Consider the following 18,583-nt stretch of genomic DNA (forward strand, 5'->3'; position numbering starts at 1 on the left):
TCCGCTGCCAGCATCAATCCATTACGGAGTCACCGTGATGCTGTCGAATGTCGAAGCGTTCAGCCCGGTGGTGTTGCCGCTGCCCACGGCCAGGCCGATGTAGCAGTTGCCCGCCATCGTCACCGTCACCGTACCCACATTCGTCCAGCTCGTGCCGTTCGTGCTGCTGTAGGCCGTGATGTCATTGCCCACCCGTGTCAGGCGCACCCACACGTTCGGGGCCGTCGCCGTGCCGCTGTTCGAGGTCGTCGTGCTGCCCGCCGTCGCCGTGCGGCGCGTCCAGGTGAAGGCACCCGAACCGTCCGTGCCGAGGAACACGTGGCGGGCATCGACAGCCAGCGTGTCACGGATCATCACCCCGATCCGCGAGCTGGTGCCGGTGTTGGCGAACGTCGGGATGCGCACCGTGATGTCGCCATCCGCGGTCAGCGCCTGATACGTGTAGCGGAAGCCGTCCGCCGTTCCTCCCACCACGCCCGCGCCGTTCAGCGTATGGACGTTGTTGAAGAACTCGGAGCGTCCCGCCACGCCGGTGGTGCCGATGTCACCGGTCACCCATGGCGAGGGATACGGCGTGACCGTCACATTGTCGAAGGTCGCCGTGCTGGCCACCCCGCTCGTGCCGGCATCGACTGCCAGACCCACACGGATCGTGCCGCCCATCGTCACCGTTTCCTGGCCGACCTGCGTCCACGTCGTGCCGTTGGACGACACGTAGGCGGTGAACAGCGAGCCGCAGCGCGTCACCCGCACCCAGTTGTTCGGGTAGGCGTTGAGCCCCGGTCCGGCGATGTGGCTGCTGCTCGCACCGGTCGTCGCGCGATACTGGTTGGCGAAGCCGTTGGACGGTGTCACCACCATCATCGAGTGCGACGAACCGGCAGCGGTCGTATCACGCATCATCACACCGGCCTTCGCCCAGCCCGCGGTATTCGTCTGCGAGGTCACCCGCGCACGGATCTCGCCGTCACCCGTCATCGCGGTGGAGGCGTATTGGAACGTGTCCGCCGTGCCCCAGATGTCCGGACCGCCGCCACTGATGGTGTAGAGGCCGGAGCCCGAGGTGTAGCCACTGGAACCGGCCACCGTGGTATTGCCGATGTCACCCGCCGTCCAACCGGACGGCAGAGCCCCATAGACCGTGATGCTCATCGTCGCCGTGGCGCTCTGGCCATCCGGATCGGTGACGCTCACCGAGTAGCTGCCGGCGCCCGCATCGCCCGCCGCCGGAGTGCCGGACAGCGCGCCATTCGAGGCGATCGTCAGCCAGGACGGACCGGACACCTTGGCGAAGGTCAGCACGTCGGTATCCGCATCGGTGGCCTTGCCCACCAGGCTGCCGGAGTAGGCGCTGCCCACCGTGGCATTGCCCATCGTGAACGAGCTGGCGGTGAACGCCGGCGCGCGGTTGGCGATCAGGCCGTCATGGAGGCCGTTGAGTTCACTGGCGCTCAGCGCGCGGGTGTAGAGGCGGACTTCATCGAGCAGGCCCTTGAAGCGACGGTTGTTGTCACGCTGGTCCCAGCCGATCGACATCGTGATGGTGGACACCAGGCTCTTGGCGGTGCCGGAGGCGGTGGCCAGCGGATTGCCGTCCACATAAACGGTGCCGGTGGTGCCGCTGCGGGTGGCCGCCACGTGGTGCCACTGGTTGTCGTTCACCAGGCCGTAGGTGGCCGGCGTGACGATGTCGAACTGGTAGCCGTTGTTGTAGATGTAGAACTCGACGGTGCCGTTGGACAACACCTGGAGTCCGTATTCGCCGTTGTAGCCGGAGCCCGTCGCGTCGCGCTGCTGGATGATCACGCCCGTGCCGGAACCCGGAGCGATCTTCACCCAGGCTCCGACGGTGAAGTCACCGGTGCCGGAGAGCGATGGAGCCGCACCCAGCGTGATGCCGTCATCGGTGCCGTCGAGGTTCAGCGCGTTTCCTACGATACCTGTCGTGGAAGCCGGGCTGCCCGCGATGGTGCCGTCCTGCACGCGGCCGGTGGCGTCATCGGCGTTGGTGCCGGAGGTTTCGTCGAGCTTCCACCAGCCGCGGAGGTTGGTGTAGATCGAGCCCGGGACGGACGCCACGTCGAATGGCGCGGTGCCCACGGTGAACTCCAGGCCGGTCGGCGAGCCGTCGCCATCCGGATCGGCGGCGAGGTCGGGGATGATCACGTTGATGGTCAGCGTGGTTTCGGCATAGGCCCCCGTTCCATCGGTGGCGCGCACCGTGAAGACGTTGGCGGTGCCGCCATCGGCGAGTCCCGGCGTGCCGGTGAGCGTGCCGTTGGAAGCGACCACCAGCCAGGACGGGCCGGACACCTTCGAGTAGGCGAGCGTGTCACCCGCGTCCACATCGCTGGCCGAGCCCGCAATGCTGCTGCCGGTGTAGGGCATGCCGGAGGTGGCGTCCGGAGCGGTCAGGGTGGTGGCGAAGGTCGGCGCGTCGTTGGTGTTGGCCACCGTGATGTTCAATGCCGTGGTGGCATTCGCGCCCGCCGCATCCGTCACCTTCACGGTGAAGGCGTTCGCACCGACGTTGCTGTTGTCCGGCGTGCCGGAAAGCGCGCCATCGGAAGCCACGCTCAACCAGGCCGGACCGGACACCTTCGAGTAGGTGAGCGTGTCACCCGCATCGACATCCGCGCCATAGCTGGCGATGGAACCGGAGTAGGCGCTGTCTTCCGTGGCACCGGCACCCGTGATCGGATTGGCGGTGAAGGTCGGAGCGTCGTTGGTGTTGGTCACCGTGATATTCAGCGTGGTGGTGGCATTCGCCCCCGCGGCATCGGTCACCTTCACGGTGAAGGCATTTGCCCCCACGTCGCCATTGAGCGGCGTGCCACTGAGTGCACCGTCGGAAGCGACCGACAACCACGACGGGCCGGATACCTTCGAGTAGGTGAGCGTGTCCCCCGCATCGATGTCCGCACCATACGAAGCGATGGAGCCGGAATACGCACTGTCCTCCGTGGCACCGCTGCCCGTGATGGGATTGGCCGTGAAGGTCGGAGCATCGTTGACCGGAGTCACCGTCACTGAAACGGTGGCCGTGGCGGTGCCATCGCTGGAGTCCGTGATGGTGTAGGTGAAGCTGTCGCTGCCATTGTAGTCCGCAGCCGGAGTGTAGGTCACGTTGCTGCCGGAGATCGCCACGGTGCCGTGGGCACCCTGGGTCACGGAGAGCAGCGAGATCGTGTCGCCATCCGGATCGCTGTCATTCGCCATCACGGCGAAGGTGCCCATGGCATCCTCCGCGGTGGTGAAGCTGTCGTTCACCGCCAGCGGCACGCCGCCGACGAAGAGCGTGCCATTCACGCCAAGGTTCGTCGTATCCCACACCAGACCGGCGGGAAGCGTGGGCAGCGTGATGCTGCTGAAGCTGCCGGAGTAGGTGGAGGCGGCGAAGAGCTGGAAGCTGTTACCCACCACCAGTGCGTCCGGTCCCACATTCGTGACCACCAGCAAACCGCCATAGGTGACCGTGCTGACCCCCGCAACCTTGTCATTACTGAGGGTCACGCCGGACTTGCCAAGGGTCACCTGGGTGGTGCCAGCGAGCGAGAGGGTGTTGTTCACCGTCAACGTGCCAGCGGGGGCGAACGTCGCACCACTCTGCACCGTGGTAGCGCCGCCCACCGTGCCGGAACCGCCGAGCGTGGCACCCGTCTGCACGGTCACCGCACCGGTGGAAACCGCGCCATTCACCACCAGCGAACCACCGCTGACGGTGGTCGTGCCGGTGTAGGTGTTCGTGCCGCCCAAAGTGAGCGTCCCGCTGTTGCTCTTGGTGAGCGAACCATTGCCGCTGATGACGCCCGAGAAGGTCTGGGCACCGGCAGAACGGTCATACTTGAGCTTGCCGCTGCTACCCAAGACCACGCTGCCACCGTAGGAACCTCCCGCAAAGGTGGAGGAACCTCCGAGGATCAGCGTGCCGGTATTCACCGTCAGCTTGTTGCGGTTGTTGTTCGTGAACGACGGGCTGGCACCGGTCAACAGCACCGAACCGGTGCCATTGAAGTAGATGCCGAAACCATCAATCCCGACGTTGAGCAGGTTGCCATCCACGATGAGGTCGCCGGTGGAAGTGGCGGAACCGGCGGTGGTGGAGAAGTTCACCCCGTAGGAGCCACCTCCGATGTTGATGGTCGAGGCGATCACCGAACCGCTGGCCGCAGTGTTGGTCTGGATCATCGTGCCATTGATGTCAAAGCCGCCGATCTGCGCCGTGCCGGCACCCGCGGTGCGGACGGTGGTCGGTGCGGTGGCCAGCGTGATCTTCGCCTGGGCATTGTGATAGACGCCGGTATTCAGGTAGAGACCGGTGGTCGCCGAGGTTCCCGCGCCGTTCACCGTGATACCGCAGCCGGGATAGGTGCCGCTGGCACCTGCATTGAGCTGCACGGTGCCGGTGGTGCCGATGGTGAGGCTGCTGGATCCTGCATTGAGCTGGTTGCTGTTGCCGATCACCAGCGTGCCTGCGTTGACAGCAGTCGCACCGGTGTAGGTGTTCGCGCCATTCAGCACCAGTGTTCCGGACCCGGCCTTGGTGAGCCCCTTCGTGCCTGCAACCACCGCACCGATGGTGGCGGTCTGGTTGTTCACCGTCACCGACGGGGAACCACTGGCCACATCGAGCGTGAGCGGTCCACCGGTGCCGGTATTGACGATCCAGTTGTTCGAAGGCGTGGTATCGCCGAAGGTCAGGTTGCCGATCGTCCGAGCTCCATCCACCGTCACAGTGGCATCGGAGGTGAGGTTGAGCGTGCTGAAGTCCGCGGTCTTGCCAGTGCCATTGGCGAACACTCCCCCGCTCCAGTTGCCGGTCGTCGGCCACGAACCGGAACCTGCCAGCGTCCACACCCCGTCATTGTTGATCAGGGTAACGGTGACATTGAGTGTGGTGGTAGCGTTCGCACCGGAGGCGTCGGTCACTTTCACGGAGAAAGTGTTGAGCCCGCCGTCGGTGGCCGTGGGTGTTCCGGACAGATCGCCATTGGAGGAGACCGAGAGCCAGGACGGGCCGGATACCTTCGTGTAGGTGAGCGTGTCACCCACATCGATGTCCGAACCATAGGAGGCGATCGAGCCGGTGTAGGCCGCCGCTTCCGTCGCACCCGCTCCGGTGATCGGATTGGTGGTGAAGACCGGAGCGTCGTTCGTATTCGTCACCGCGATGTTCAGCGTCGCAGAGACGTTCGCACCGGCAGCGTCGGTTACTTTCACCGTGAAGCTGTTCGCACCCACGTCGCTATTGCCCGGGGTGCCGGACAGCGCGCCATTGGAAGCCACACTGAGCCAGGACGGACCGCTCACCTTGGAATAAGTGAGGGTATCACCCGCATCGATGTCCGAACCATACGAAGCGATGGAACCGGAGTAGGTGCTGTCCTCGGTGGCACCGCCGCCCGTGATCGGGTTCGCGGTGAAGGTCGGAGCGTCGTTCGTATTCGTCACGGCGATGTTGAGCGTCGCGGAGACGTTCGCACCAGCGGCGTCGGTCACCTTCACCGTGAAGGCATTCGCACCCACGTCGCTATTGCCCGGGGTGCCGGACAGCGCGCCATTGGAAGCGACGCTGAGCCAGGACGGGCCGCTCACCTTGGAGTAAGTGAGAGTGTCACCCACATCGATGTCCGAACCATACGAAGCGATGGAACCGGAATAGGCGCTGTCTTCCGTGGCACCGCCACCCGTGATCGGGTTCGCGGTGAAGGTCGGCGCGTCGTTCACGTTGGCCACGGCGATATTGAGCGTCGTAGTGGCGTTCGCACCCGCGGCGTCGGTTACTTTCACCGTGAAGCTGTTCGCCCCCACGTCACCATTGAGCGGCGTGCCGGAGAGCGCACCGTTCGAAGCGATCGACAGCCAGGACGGACCGGACACCTTCGAGTAGGTGAGCGTATCGCCCGGGTTGATATCGGCCCCATACGAAGCGATGGAACCGGAGTAAGCGCTGTCCTCCGTGGCACCGCCACCCGTGATCGGGTTCGCCGTGAAGGTCGGAGCCGCGTTCGGCACCGTGAACGACGAGGCAACCGAAGTCACCGAGCCCACGCTGTAGATCGCCTTCGCGGTAAAGTTGTGGCTGCCCACCGTGGCGTTGTTCGTCCAGGTGATGGAATACGGGGCGCTGCCATCGGAACCGACCAGCGCACCATCCACATAGAACTCCACGGAGGTTACCGGCACGCCGGTGGCCACCACATTCGCGGACACGGTCACATTGGTGCCGGAGGCAATGCTGCTGCCCGCCAGGGGTGCGCCGACATTAATGCTCGGCACCACCGGTGCGGCGGGGAACTGCGGATCGACCACGCTGGACGGGATGGCGGCGCGGCTGATGCCCGGACCCTGCCATGCCACCGAAACGTGATCACCACCGCCACCTTCCTGATGCTGCACTTCCAGGTAATACGCCTTGCCAGCGGTCAGCGTGATGGCGGCGGACTGCTGCGAAGGGTTCGAGTCCCATGACTGGTATCCCGTGTAGCTGGTCACCGTCGCGATCTGCGACTTGTTTGCCGCGGTCTCGTCCGTGCTCAGGTAGAGGCGCGAGGCATCGTCCGAAGCGATCCAGAAGGTGTAATCGCCGGTGGTCGCAGGCCGGATGCAGCCGGTGAGCTTGCGGGAATAGTTGTCCCCGACATCCTGGATCGACGTGAAGGTCGTCAGCGTCCCGGTGTAGCTGGGCGTGCCGGTCCAGACGCCGGTATCGTAAGCGGAGGAGCCGGCAAAACGCGTCTCGTTCACACCGATGAAGGTGGGGAACGGCGGGGCGACCGCGCCGATTGGAATGGCGGCGCGGCCGAAGCCCGGGCCCTGCCAGGCGACGGAGACGTGATCACCGCCCCCGCCCTCCTGATGCTGCACTTCCAGGTAATACACCCTGCCAGCGGTCAGGGTGAAGGTGGCGGACTTCTGCGATGTCTGCGCATCCCACGATTGGAAGCCGGTGTAGCCGCTGACAGTGGCGATCTGCGACTTGTTCGCCGCAGTCTCGTCCGTGCTCAGATAGAGGCGCGAGGCATCGTCCGAAGCGATCCAGAAGGTGTAATCACCGGTGGTGGGCGGCTGGATGTAGCCGATGATCTGGCGCGAATAGCTGTCCGCCACGTTCTGAGGCGTGGTGAATGCCTCCAGCGTTCCGGTGTAGCTGGGCGTGCCGGTCCAGGTGTTGGTGTTGTAGGCCGTGGCACCGGCGAAGCGCTTCTCGCTCACCCCGGTGTAGGACGGCGGATTGCACACCACCTTGAACGAACCGTCACCGGTGGCACCCGCATTGTCGATGGCGCGGACGACCAGATGGCGCAAACCGGGATTTGGCAGTGAGCCGGGAACCTGCAGCGTGACCTGGCCGCTGGCATTGATCGCGAACGCGCCGCTCTCATTGCCCGCGACAATCGTCCAACCGCTGATGGTGCGGCCGGAGGCCGGAGTGGCGGTGGCCGTTCCCACCACCGTGCCAACACTCATGGCGGAGGAGGCATTCACCTGGATGGTGTTCACCACCGGAGCGCTCGCATCGAGCAGCGTGATGACCGTCGAGGACGGCGCGGAAAGCGTGGCGCCGGAGGGGCTGGACAGCGATACGACGATGCCTTCCGGAGACTCGCCGATCGCATCCGTGAGGATGGCCAGCGGCACGGCCTTCATCTGCTCACCATTGTTAAAAGTGAGTGTGCCCGCGGTCAGCGTATAATCGCTGCCATTGGTCGCCGTGCCGGTCGAGTCGTAGTTCACCGTGACCGGCGTGGAGCCCGCCGGACGGTCGAGCAGCACCTGGAGCATTGGTTCGGAGCCATCGCCTTCCGTGCGGGTGGTCGCAGCGGTCAGCATGCGGACGGTGCGCGGTGCGGTATCGGCGATTGGAGAAACAATCGGCGTGCGGGTGAAGCCCGGGCCCTCCCAGGCCACGGACACGTGGTCACCGCCGCCGCCTTCCTGGTGTTGCACCTCCATGTAGTAGCTCTGGCCCGCGGTCAGTGTCTTGGTCACCGATTTCTGCGAGGCGTTCGCATCCCAGTCTTGGAAGCCCGTCCAACCGCTGACAGTGGCGATCTGCACCTTGTTCGCGGCGGTGGCGTCCGTGCTCAGATAGAGGCGCGAGGCATCATCCGAAGCGATCCAGAAGGTGTAGTTGCCGGTTGTCGGCGCGGTGATCAGACCGGTGAGGCGCCGCGAATAGCTGTCCGCGACATCCTGTGCCGTGGTGAACGATTCCAACAGGCCGGTGTAGTCCGGGGTGACCGAGTTCCAGGTGTTGTTGGTATAAACCGAGCCGGTGTTCCAGCGTTCCTCGGTCACGAGAGCCGGGATCTGATCATCGAAGATCAGCACGTTCTCCGTGCTCTTGCCTGCGGTGATGCCCGCATTGGTCGCGGCGGTCAGTTGCAGCACGGCGGTCTCGCCACCTTCCACATAGCCGTCGTTCTTCACACGGATGCGGACGTTCTTCGACGTGACTCCGGGAGCAAAGGTCAGCGTGGCATAGGGGATCACCGCATTGCCGCTGGCAGCATCCACAAAGGCCCAGTCCACGTCATCCCCCATCGCATCGCCACCACCCGCGATCACTCGCACGGTGACGGTGTTGGTGGAGGAAGCGGAAAGCACGACCGGCAGATCACGGTATTCACCGAGCGCTCCAGGCTGCTCGCTGGTGGAGATCGCCGTCTGCTGGAAACCCACCGTCACCGGCAACGTGTCGTTGTCGGTGATCTCGAATGTCGCGGAAGCGGGGAAGTCCACGCTGTAGCCTGTGCCGGAGGCAACCGTCACCGTGACGGTCTCGATTCCCTCCGCGATGGCATCATCGACAGGCGTCACCGGCACGCTCACGCCGGACGCGCCGTCCGGAATCACACAGGTGCCGCTGAGATTCGCGTAGTCGGTGCCATTGGTCGCCGTGCCGGAAACCGTGTAGTTCACCGTCAGGTCGCCCGTGGTGCCCACCGCGCGGGAGAAGTAGAAGTTCGCCGCCGTCGGACCAGCCTCCGTGGGAGTCTGGTTCCAGGTGGAGACCATCACCCGCTCGCCGCCGCTGTCATTGTCGCGGATCAGCGCCGTGGCCGAGGGATCGTTGTAGACCTTGTAACCGCTGCCCGGAGTGATCGTGACCACGATGGTCTCGGTCGGCTCGGCGAGCGTATCATTGGTGATCGGAATCGTGACAGTCGTGTCGTTGGAACCATTCACTGGAACGCTCACCGTGCCTGAAAGCGCGGTGTAGTCGCTGCCCGCGGTGGCGGTGCCGCCCACGGTGTAGTTCACCGTGACATTGCCGCTGCCGGTGCCGATCGTGTGGAAGATGAGGGTCGCATTCGAGCCGCCTTCGGTGCCGACCGTGCCGGCGCGGACCGTGACCAGCACCGGATCGTTGTTGTCCGTGATCGTGACGGTGCCCTGGTAGGCGGAGCCGATGCTGTAGGCGTTGTTGAAGGTGCTCAGCGACAGCACGACCGTCTCGGCGGGCTCACCGATGTCATCGTCATACGGTGTGATCACCACCGGCGCGCTGGTCGCTCCGGCAGGAATCGTCCCCTGGCCGGTGAGAGCCATGTAGTCGGTGCCGTAGGATGCGGTGCCGGTCAGACCGTAGTAAACGGTCAACGGAGCGGCGGTGCTGCCGGTGCGGGTCAGCAGGAAGGTGCCGGTGTCCTGGCCGCCTTCCGAGGCGTTCGGGTCGGGCACGCTCACGGTCACCACCGGCGTGTCGTCATCGGTGATGATGACGCTGGCGGTGGTGGCGCCGGCATCACGCAGGTACGCGGCATTGGTAGAGATGGTCGCAACCACATCCTCCGGCGCTTCGATCGCGCTGTCATTGATGGGCGAAACGACCACGTCCGCCGAGCTTTGTCCGGCGGGGATGGTCACCGTGGTCGGCAGCGTGGTGTAGTCGGTGCCATTGGTGGCGGCTCCGCTCCAGGCGACGGTCAGGTTCAGCGCCGCGGCGGTCGAGCCGGTGCGGGTGAAGGTGAACTTGCCGGTGTCGGTGCTGCCGGGGCCTTCCGTCGCATAGGGATCGGGCGCGGTGACGGCCACCAGCGGCAGCGTGGTGTCGTTGTCATTGAGCGTCATCACTACCGAGTTCGAGCTGCCGGAGACATAACCGGCGGACGAAGCGAGCTGCAGGGTGATCGTTTCCGGACCTTCCGCGGCAGTGTCGTTCACCGCAGCGACGGCGACATCGAGCGTGGCGGAGCCAGCGGGAATCGTGAAGGACTTGAAGGAACCGGACGCGACATAGGCGGGCGTGAAGGTGTAGTCCGTGGTCATCGTGGCGGTGCCGCCGACAGGCGAAACCAGCACGACGAGATCCGCGGAGGTGTCCCCGGTGCGGGTCAGGCGGAAGTTGCCATTGGAGCCGCCTTCGGTCGCATCGGCCGTCTTGGTCAGTGTCACCAGCGTCGGCGCGGTACTGGTCCAGTTCACCGTGTTCGTTCCGGCGACCACCGTGTAGGGATTGGCGGTGGAAGGCGTGAAGGTGTAGCCGGGCAGCGAAGCCGTCAGCGTGGTGGAGCCGGTCGAAAGCCCCGGCAGCGAATAGGTGCCGTCCGCATTGGTGAAGGCATACTTGCTGCCATTGCCGACCATCACCCCCGCGAGCGGGTTGGCGCCATCGGTGATGGTGCCCGTGATCTGCTGCTTGCCGTGCGAGCCGACATTGATCACCACCGAACGGCGGACCGTGCCACCCTTCATGTCGGAGACGGTGAGCATCGCATTCACCTGCGCCGCGGCGTTGAACGTGCGGGTGAACACCGCGTTGTTCGTGCCGTAGACGCCGTCATCGAACTGCCAGTAGTAGGCAAGCGGGTCGCCATTGGCATCGGATGCGGTGGCCGTGAAGGTCACGCTTCCACCTACTGCAATCGTCGTAACAGAGGCGCCGAGCGTCGCGGTCGGCGCGATATTGCCCGGGAAAGGTCCGCGGTTGTAGACGACATCCAGCGAGGGCGGTGTGGTCGCGTTTTCCGCCACCACCGTGAAGTGCTGGTCGGACTCCCAGTCCGAATAGGTGCGGCCTTCCCCGATGCCGGCATCGCTCTTGCCGCTGGGCGTACCCTGCGTGGTGTCGATGATGTGGCCGGCATTGCTGCCCATGCCATTGTAGAGCACCAGCGCCTGGTCCGCGAGCAAACCGCCGCGGGCCGGATGGTACTCGATGTTGTAGCCGCGGATGCTGTCCTTCGGGACGTTGATGGCGTAGCGTTTGCCCTCCTCCAGTTGCGGCTGGTCGTAGGCATAGATGCGGTAGAGACCGTTGCCCTTCGGCGAATGGTAGTAGTTCGGCTGGAGCCAGCCGAGCTGGCGCTTGCTGATGGTGTTGTAGTGCGCGCTGAAGCCACCACTGCCCCCCATCACGTCATACGGGTTGCCGTATTCCCCATTCGAACCAGTACCGTAGCCGGTGCCGTCGGTGTTATCCCATGAGTTCGCGTGATTGAGACCGAGCGAGTGGCCGCACTCGTGGTTGAGCACATCCATGCCATCCCACGAAACCCACACGCTGCTGCCACCACCCCACGACGTGCCACCCAGGCGCGGGCCACCATTGACACGGACGATGATGCAGTCGAACTGCCCCGGATCATAGCCGAGCGCTTTGGCCGCGGCGCGGGAATCGTTATGGACAAGCCCGAGGCCGTTCACCTCGCTGTCCTTGTCGATATACCACTTCTGCGTATGCGGCAGCGTGATGAGCGGCGTGAACGTCGTGGTTTGGACCATCTTGCCATACGACGACTCGATGTAGTAGCGCGCGTTGTTGCGCATGTCATTGTACGCGCTCTCCTCCGTGTTCGGCGGGCTGGTCTGCTCCTGGTAGATCGCCCGGATGTAGAGGCACTTGAAGGCACCGATCGAACGCGACGATGTGCCCGGGAAATTGTCCATGAAGAACCCTCCGCCACCGGAGCCGCTGGCCTGCACGTAGGTGCGGTAGTTGTCCTCCAGCACCGCCACGTGCGAGCCGTTGCACAGCGTGATGATGTTTTCGCCGATCTGCACCGTAGGCGATTCCTGCGTCACCGCCTCACCCGTCGAAACGGATTCGGTGGTCTTTCCGGACACCGGACAGGTCGACTGCACCGTGCTCCCTTCCGGGATCTTTTCCCCCACGTCCAGCGCGCGCACCGCATTCGGAGCCACCGCGAACTCCCGGCCATCCGCGTAACCTTGCAGCGGCGTGTTCGGCAACGAGGTGAGATACTTCAACTCGTCCGGCACGTGCGCCTTGTAGCTCACGCCGTTCGCCTCGAAGTAACGCATCGTCAGCGCCTCGACCGGGATATCCATTCCCGGAGCCGGACGACCACCGTAAACATTGTAGGTGCCGGTCGCGGAAACCGGGGTTTCCAACTGGCTGGTGATCTCTTCCGGCAGATCCTGCCGCTGCACGCGGGTCACCGCACGATCCACCGCCTGGCGGGGATCGAAGGAGATCAGCGCCTTGTATTCCGGACGGCGGTCGCCTGCGAGACGCGCGCCCTCCTTGGCCAGCGCCTCGCGCTCTTCCGGCGTGGCCTTCTTCCACTGGGCCATCCAGCCGTCGAAGGCATCGAGCTTGGCGAAGTCCGGCTCACGCGGCTTTTCATAGGCCCAGGTTCCGAAGTCCCCCTGGCCGTTCGCGGCCGGGGCATTCGCCTCGGTGACAGCGGTCGCACCATCATCTCCCGTGCCGGACTCGGTCGCGGGAGTTTGCGGATTACCCGGCTGGCCGGCGGAGGAATGAACGGCTTCCGCTCCACCCCGGGCATGGGATTTCACGGTGGAAGATGTCGACGTGGCGTCTGGATGAGGCCTCAGGATGACGGCCGTGCCGGCGGCCAACAGCGCGCCGACGCAGATCACAGAGGATCGGCGGGATTTCATGGGCTTTGATGCGAAGGATGGAATGAACAAAAAAAACCGCGGATCAGGGTGTCCCGTCCGCGGATCAGCTACTCACTCATGCAAGAGACCATCTGTCGCTCCTTCGTCTCCCGATCCGATCCAGTCCGGAGCCTTCACGACTTCGAAGCAAAGCGGATCACCAGCCCCCGCACAAATCCACCATTTGTCAAACAACACCCCTGCAAGGGTTGGCTGAAGGTGGATCGGGTTACACACGGGAGTGGGACAACGTTGGGTTTTCAGATGCAACAACCGGAACAAAATTGGGGTTTTGAGAATCCGGTCGCAAAACGGGAATCAAATTTCCGGAAATGGACAACCTCTGGAGATTTCCATTTCACTCATCCGATTGACGGTTTCGTTGCAAATCGTCAATCGCAAAACGCTTCTCCAATTCCCCAAAAGCCGCCAACCCTCGCAGTTGTTGGGTTTGTCGGGTAGAATAATTCAGGTGATCTGGATTTTCCGGGGTCAAATCGTGGATCATCCGATCGAAAGGAAGCGAAAAGCCAATAGAAATCATCGCATTCGTCTAATTTTAAATTACTTGCGACGAACACCCCAATTCAAGCCCTCTACTTTCCTCATTTTGGGTATTTTCATTTCCGCAAGAAAATTGGGCATAATTACCAAACATTTTCTAAATTTCCGCGCTGGGAATTTCTCCAAAAATCACCATCCGATCACAGATCGCGCCACCACCGGGCCGCCGCAAATCGTGGATCGAACGCTTTCCCGCCGCAGGTGAAATGGGTCAAACCCCACCTGTAGAGGGAGCGCCGTCCTCTCTTGGTTTCACTTCTCCCGAATCTTTCCATTCGCTGGCATTCAAGCCCGGCACGGACGAATCGGAACTGAATCCAGAATTCTGTTAGGAAAACGCGGGTAACAACAACCGCCGCCAACCACTTGCGCAAGCCATCGTGTCACCGGATGCACGTTGATCCGACCCGGGTGCAATACGACCGGCATCAAAGCAAAGCACGCCCGGCTGGATTCGAACCAGCGACCATCCGCTTAGAAGGCGGATGCTCTATCCAACTGAGCTACGGGCGCGTGACGCCGGAGGCTATCAGCCGGTTCCGGACGAGTCAAACCACGGGATTTGGTTCTCGTCACGAATAGCGTTTTCGGTCAAGAACCGCGCCATGAATCCTCCGCCTCCGATGCCACCATCCCCGCAGATGATGCGGGACGCGGAACATCTGCGCATGTTGGCCATCTTCCACTATGTGATGGCGGGGCTTTCGGTGTTCGGGATGTTGCTGGGCGGACTCTACGTCGCAATCCCACTCATCCTGCCCAAGGCGTTTGCCAAGATGCCCCCGGCCTCGGGATCCACCTCGGCACCTCCCGGATTTCCCAAGGAAGTCATGTGGATCCTGACACTCGAAGGGCTGGTCATCGGGATCATTTCGCTTGTAGCCGTCATCGGCTTCTATCTGTGCGGCCGATATCTCTCAGCCCGGCGCAATCGCACCTTCTGCTTCGTCATCTCCGGCCTTGCCTGCATGTGCGCCCCCTTCGGCACCGTGCTCGGCATTTTCACGATTCTCGTCTTGAGCCGTCCCACCGTAGCCGCATTGTTCGCTAGGGAAACCGAAGGCTTGGCGGTGCCTCCGACGTAGTCGGAATGCGGCGCGTCATTCGTTCCCGGAGCGGATCACATAACGCTTGCCCTCGACCATGACGTCCGGAGGCACCCGGTCCGCCTCAAAGCGATCGTAGCCTTCCTTGAGGTTCTTCCAAAAATCCTCCCAAGGATCTCCCACCGCCGCGGCCATGCGTGCGGAAGTCATGCGGAATGGGAAGCAATGGACGCGGAAGAACGGTTGGCCGCGATCCAACGCGGCGGCGCAGAGCGTGTAGATCTCTTCGATCGCCGGATCCGTCATGGCGAAGCAGCCGATCGAAACCTCGTTGCCATGCACCATCAGGAACGTGCCGGTCCGGTCGTGCGCGAGATCATAGGCATTCGGATAACCGATGTTGAAAGCGAGATGAAACTGGGAATCCGGCTTCATCCGCTCCGGTGGGACGAAATAGAAGCCTTCCGGTGCCTGGGCATCCCCCTCCTGGAGCTTCGGCCCCAGCACACCGGACATGGCCGCCACCGGCCAACTACGGAACAAATCGTACTTCCGGGTATCCCGGCGGCGCACCCACAACTCCAGCGTGCGCTCCTCCTTGAAAACGCGGATGAACACGGGATCGCCAAGGTGAAGCCCCTTTGCCGCGAGTGCCTTCTTCAGTTCCGGCTGAACCCTGGCGGCTGCCGCTGAGGCGCGCTCCGGGCCGGGAAGATCGGAAGCAACGGAGCCTGCGGCGGAAGAGGGTTCGGGAGAGATCATGGGAATGGATGCTGGCGGGGAGGGCGTCTGCCCGTCCTGTTGGGCGCGGGCTTCCTTCGGGCGGCAGCCCGCGATTCCCAGGACCGCCAGGAGGATCACGCCACGGCACATGCTTGTGGGGAACCGATGCACTCTTCCATGGCTTCGCGCAAGATCTCGGAATCTCCCGCCTCGATCTCAATCAGCAGCGGATGGGATGGGAGACCACAGTTGCGCGTCGCGATCACAGGCACCCCGGCGGCCAAAGCCCGCAGCGCCAGCCGTGGTTCATGCTCGATCCACGCCGGCAGCACCACTGCGGTGCAGGCGGGGATTTCGGAAACATCTCCGGAACGATGGCGGATTCCTTCGAGAGGATTGTTCGAGCCTTCCCGCGCCTTGCCAAGCACGAGCAACTCGCCACCCAATCCTTGCATGGCCTCCGCCAGTTCGTAGATGCCCTTGCGTCCGAGCGCGGAAGCCGGAAAGAACCACTTCGGTTCTTCTTGCGGCAACACCCGCGGCCTGGCCTCCGGCATCTTCCAATCCAACAACAGGGCACGGCTGCCAAAGCGCGCGGCAATGGCCCGATGAGGCGTAATCAAACGCGCAGCCGCAACGAGCGCTTCGTTCTCCGCATGCACGAGTTCCGGATCGGCCCGGAAATCCGCCAGTGTATCGGACTGCTGGTGCTGCTCCGCCGCAGCATCGAGACGATATTGCAGCTCTTCCATCGGCCAGCGGTTCACCAGCACGTCAAACGTGCGCCCGCCGAGATACCCGGCCTTCCACAAGTGCGGCAGCAGTGTTTGCGAAACAATCAGATGCCGCGCCTGCGGATCGATGCGGCGGCCGAGTGTTTCCGCGAGCTGCCGCTGGGCATCGAGCAGGAACTTCTGCCGCACCGCGCCCTGCCCCGGCAGTTTCCGCTGCCGCCAGGAACGCAGCAGGGTTTCAAAGGTCGCATGATACGCGGTGGCATCCGCTGGCGGGCTCCACGCATAGTTCGGTTTGTGCCATCGCTGACCGTCCAGCGGTGTGTACCACCGGTCACCGGGCTTGGAATGCCTGCGGCACCAGTCATCGAACTCGGGCCACAAGCCATCAAGCACGAAGGCCGTATGACCAGCGGCGGGGGCATGGTTTTTGGTAGCCGAAGGATGGCGGAAGCACGAGGTCACCCCACAGGTCAGACAATCCCCATCCGCCGCGGCACGCACCGGCACTCCAAGCGAAACCGCAGCCGCGTGATCCTCACGACAGCGCGAGGGCGTCACGGCACGGATCACCACCAGCAGGTCGGTGGCGGTCAGCCGCGCCTCCAGACGCCAGGCAAAGGGAGCACGGAACCGCAGGTCCACGTAGTTCCAGAATACCGTGGCATCCCGCTCCGGAGGCAATGGAGTTCCCGGCAATGTCCGGGAATGTTCATGGCGCTCCACCACTTCCACGCCCGCTTCCAATGCTGCGGCGTGCAGCAGGCCGGAGAGCTGGCACAAGCCTCCACCGAGATTCGGCACCATGCAACCGGAGCGGAGTTCGCGGCCGGTCGTGAATCCACGGGAGCGGGTCGTGCGGCCCAGTTGTTTCCAAAAACTGAAAACCTCCCCCGCAGGAACCTCCGTGCCATGAAGTCTGCGGCAAGCGGCGCGGAGGTTCTGCACCTTGCCTGCGGTGAGCGGAAATTCCTCTGGAGTGAGCTGTGTCCACAGTGCTGCCTTCGCATGTCCGATCTGGGGAGCCCCCCGCCATAGCGTGCCATGGGAATGGCGGCTCACCGGCTGGTTCCGCTCCTGCCACCAGCGGCGGGCGATGAAAGCACGGCTCTTGAGAAAAAACAGGGCGGACTCGACGCGGCCCGGAGCCTGATGCTCCGCTTCGGGTGTAGGTTGCATGCGACGGCCCCACAAGAGGGCCGGGGGCTATTACGTATCCGATCGGGCGGTTTTGTCTCTAAGAAAGCGCGTGGAAACGACGGGCCGTTTTGGAAGGGGCTACTTCACAAACGCCCCGATCTTTTTGATGGCGATCTCACTGCGCGGGCTCGGATGCAGGAATCCCATCACCGGCAGATCTCCATTCGCCTGGCGTGGCAGCAACAGTTCCTTCTCGTCGAGATTCACGAAATCGCGGTCGGTGAGCTTCATGCCGGTGGTGAAGGAATTGCCGCTGGCCTCGCACTTCGCCGCGTCGAATTTGATAATCTCATTGCGCGATCCGAAGCTGAGATTGTTGACCAGCTTGTGGCCATAGCCGTCCACCTCCGTCATGTTGTCCGCGAGACGGCAGAGCATGTTGTAATTGGCTCCGTTCCGGTAGGCGGAGTTGTTGGTCCAGTCGCTGCCTCCGGGTTGGTGGTTGGCATAGAAGCCGGAGGCCTTGTTGCCCACCGCCACGCAGTAGCGGATGATGTTGCGCGGGATTGGGCTGGGAAGTTCCGCCGCCGGAGTCATGCCGAATCCGCCGGCCTTGAAGCCATTGCCATCGGCGCGCTTCTTCATGTCCTTCGAGTAGCCGTTGTTGAAGGCCCAGCAGTTCTCAAACGCCACCACCTCGCGGGCATTGATGCAGTCGAAACCGTCATCACTGTTGAACCACGCGCGGCAGCCGCGGAACACATTGCCGGTCGACCCTTTCGGTGGATGGCAGCCGAAGCCATCGCTGTTCCCCCCCTTCCCTCCTTCCGAGGTGAAGTCCCAGTTGTTCCAGGCATCGCAGTTGAGGAAAAGATTGTCGGAGCCTCTCACGCTGTAGATCCCGATCGCCTGGCCGTCATGCATGCTGAGGCGCTCGTAAATGTTATGGCTGCCGTTGTTCTCAAAGCAGATCGACTGCGTGTGCCCCAGGATGGTCACCTGTACGCCCGTGACATCGAGGCCGATGAAGTGCAGCCAAGAACCCGTAACGGAAAACGCGCTCACCCGCATGCCCGCCGGTTTCACGTCGGAGCAATCGAAGACCGGCTTTTCATTCTGATAGGCCCGATAGGTGATCGGCTTTCCCTGGACGCCACTCTTGTTCAGATAGGTGATCGAGGCGAAGGGGCCACGGCGGTTGGAGATGTCCGCCTCCTTCATGCGGTAGGTGCCGCCCCGGATCTGAACCACATCCCCGGGGTCGGCGGACTTTTGCGCCCGCTGGACGGTGGCGAACGGCTTGGCCTGCGTTCCGGCGGCCGCATCATCGCCATCCGGGGCCACATACCACTCCGCAGCATGGAGGACGGACAAACCCGCGAGAGAAAGAATAAGGCCGGCGGCGACTGGATTCAATTTCATGCAATTTAAGGCGAATGCTCTCCGATTACACCCCGAAAATCGCTCCTCTATCCTACTTTCCGATACCACATTTGAACTAAA

Annotated in this window: 5 protein-coding genes and 1 tRNA gene; 1 reads left to right on the forward strand and 5 read right to left on the reverse strand. The window is 63.3% G+C overall.

Annotation, left to right across the window (positions count from 1 at the left end; genetic code table 11):
• Nucleotides 1-21 precede the first annotated feature (21 nt).
• Both KBB96_RS06675 and KBB96_RS06680 read right to left on the reverse strand, forming a co-directional pair.
• Complete coding sequence (locus tag KBB96_RS06675) at nt 22-12,873, reverse strand: putative Ig domain-containing protein (RefSeq protein WP_211633795.1); 12,852 nt, start codon at nt 12,871-12,873, stop codon at nt 22-24.
• A gap of 1,003 nt (nt 12,874-13,876) precedes the next feature.
• Nucleotides 13,877-13,950: transfer RNA gene (locus tag KBB96_RS06680), tRNA-Arg, on the reverse strand.
• Between the two features lie 92 nt (nt 13,951-14,042).
• Here KBB96_RS06680 and KBB96_RS06685 point away from each other — a divergent pair.
• The gene (locus KBB96_RS06685) at nt 14,043-14,522 is read left to right on the forward strand and encodes a hypothetical protein (protein ID WP_211633797.1); all 480 of its coding nucleotides are present in this window, start codon (nt 14,043-14,045) and stop codon (nt 14,520-14,522) included.
• 15 nt (nt 14,523-14,537) lie between these two features.
• Here the strand turns inward: KBB96_RS06685 and KBB96_RS06690 are convergent, their stop codons facing one another.
• The 3 genes from KBB96_RS06690 to KBB96_RS06700 form a co-directional block, all read right to left on the reverse strand.
• Nucleotides 14,538-15,245 carry a L,D-transpeptidase family protein gene (locus tag KBB96_RS06690; protein WP_226373662.1) on the reverse strand — a complete coding sequence of 236 codons (708 nt, stop codon included), beginning with the start codon at nt 15,243-15,245 and terminating at the stop codon, nt 14,538-14,540.
• Between the two features lie 95 nt (nt 15,246-15,340).
• A complete protein-coding gene (locus KBB96_RS06695; RefSeq protein ID WP_211633798.1) occupies nt 15,341-17,119 on the reverse strand; it encodes a VanW family protein in 1,779 nt (592 codons plus the stop codon).
• A 99-nt stretch (nt 17,120-17,218) separates the two neighbouring features.
• Nucleotides 17,219-18,502: a right-handed parallel beta-helix repeat-containing protein gene (locus KBB96_RS06700; protein ID WP_211633799.1), complete on the reverse strand. Its 1,284-nt coding sequence runs from the start codon at nt 18,500-18,502 to the stop codon at nt 17,219-17,221.
• Between the last annotated feature and the right edge of the window lie 81 nt (nt 18,503-18,583).

The organism is Luteolibacter ambystomatis (assembly GCF_018137965.1).
In the GTDB taxonomy this organism is placed as follows: Bacteria; Verrucomicrobiota; Verrucomicrobiia; order Verrucomicrobiales; family Akkermansiaceae; genus Luteolibacter; species Luteolibacter ambystomatis.

Coding starts and splice junctions, on each gene's coding strand:
- KBB96_RS06675 (WP_211633795.1), bottom strand. CDS start 12,873: ATGAAATCCCGCCGATCCTCTGTGATCTGCGTCGGCGCGCTGTTGGCC.
- KBB96_RS06685 (WP_211633797.1), top strand. CDS start 14,043: ATGAATCCTCCGCCTCCGATGCCACCATCCCCGCAGATGATGCGGGAC.
- KBB96_RS06690 (WP_226373662.1), bottom strand. CDS start 15,245: ATGATCTCTCCCGAACCCTCTTCCGCCGCAGGCTCCGTTGCTTCCGAT.
- KBB96_RS06695 (WP_211633798.1), bottom strand. CDS start 17,119: ATGCAACCTACACCCGAAGCGGAGCATCAGGCTCCGGGCCGCGTCGAG.
- KBB96_RS06700 (WP_211633799.1), bottom strand. CDS start 18,502: ATGAAATTGAATCCAGTCGCCGCCGGCCTTATTCTTTCTCTCGCGGGT.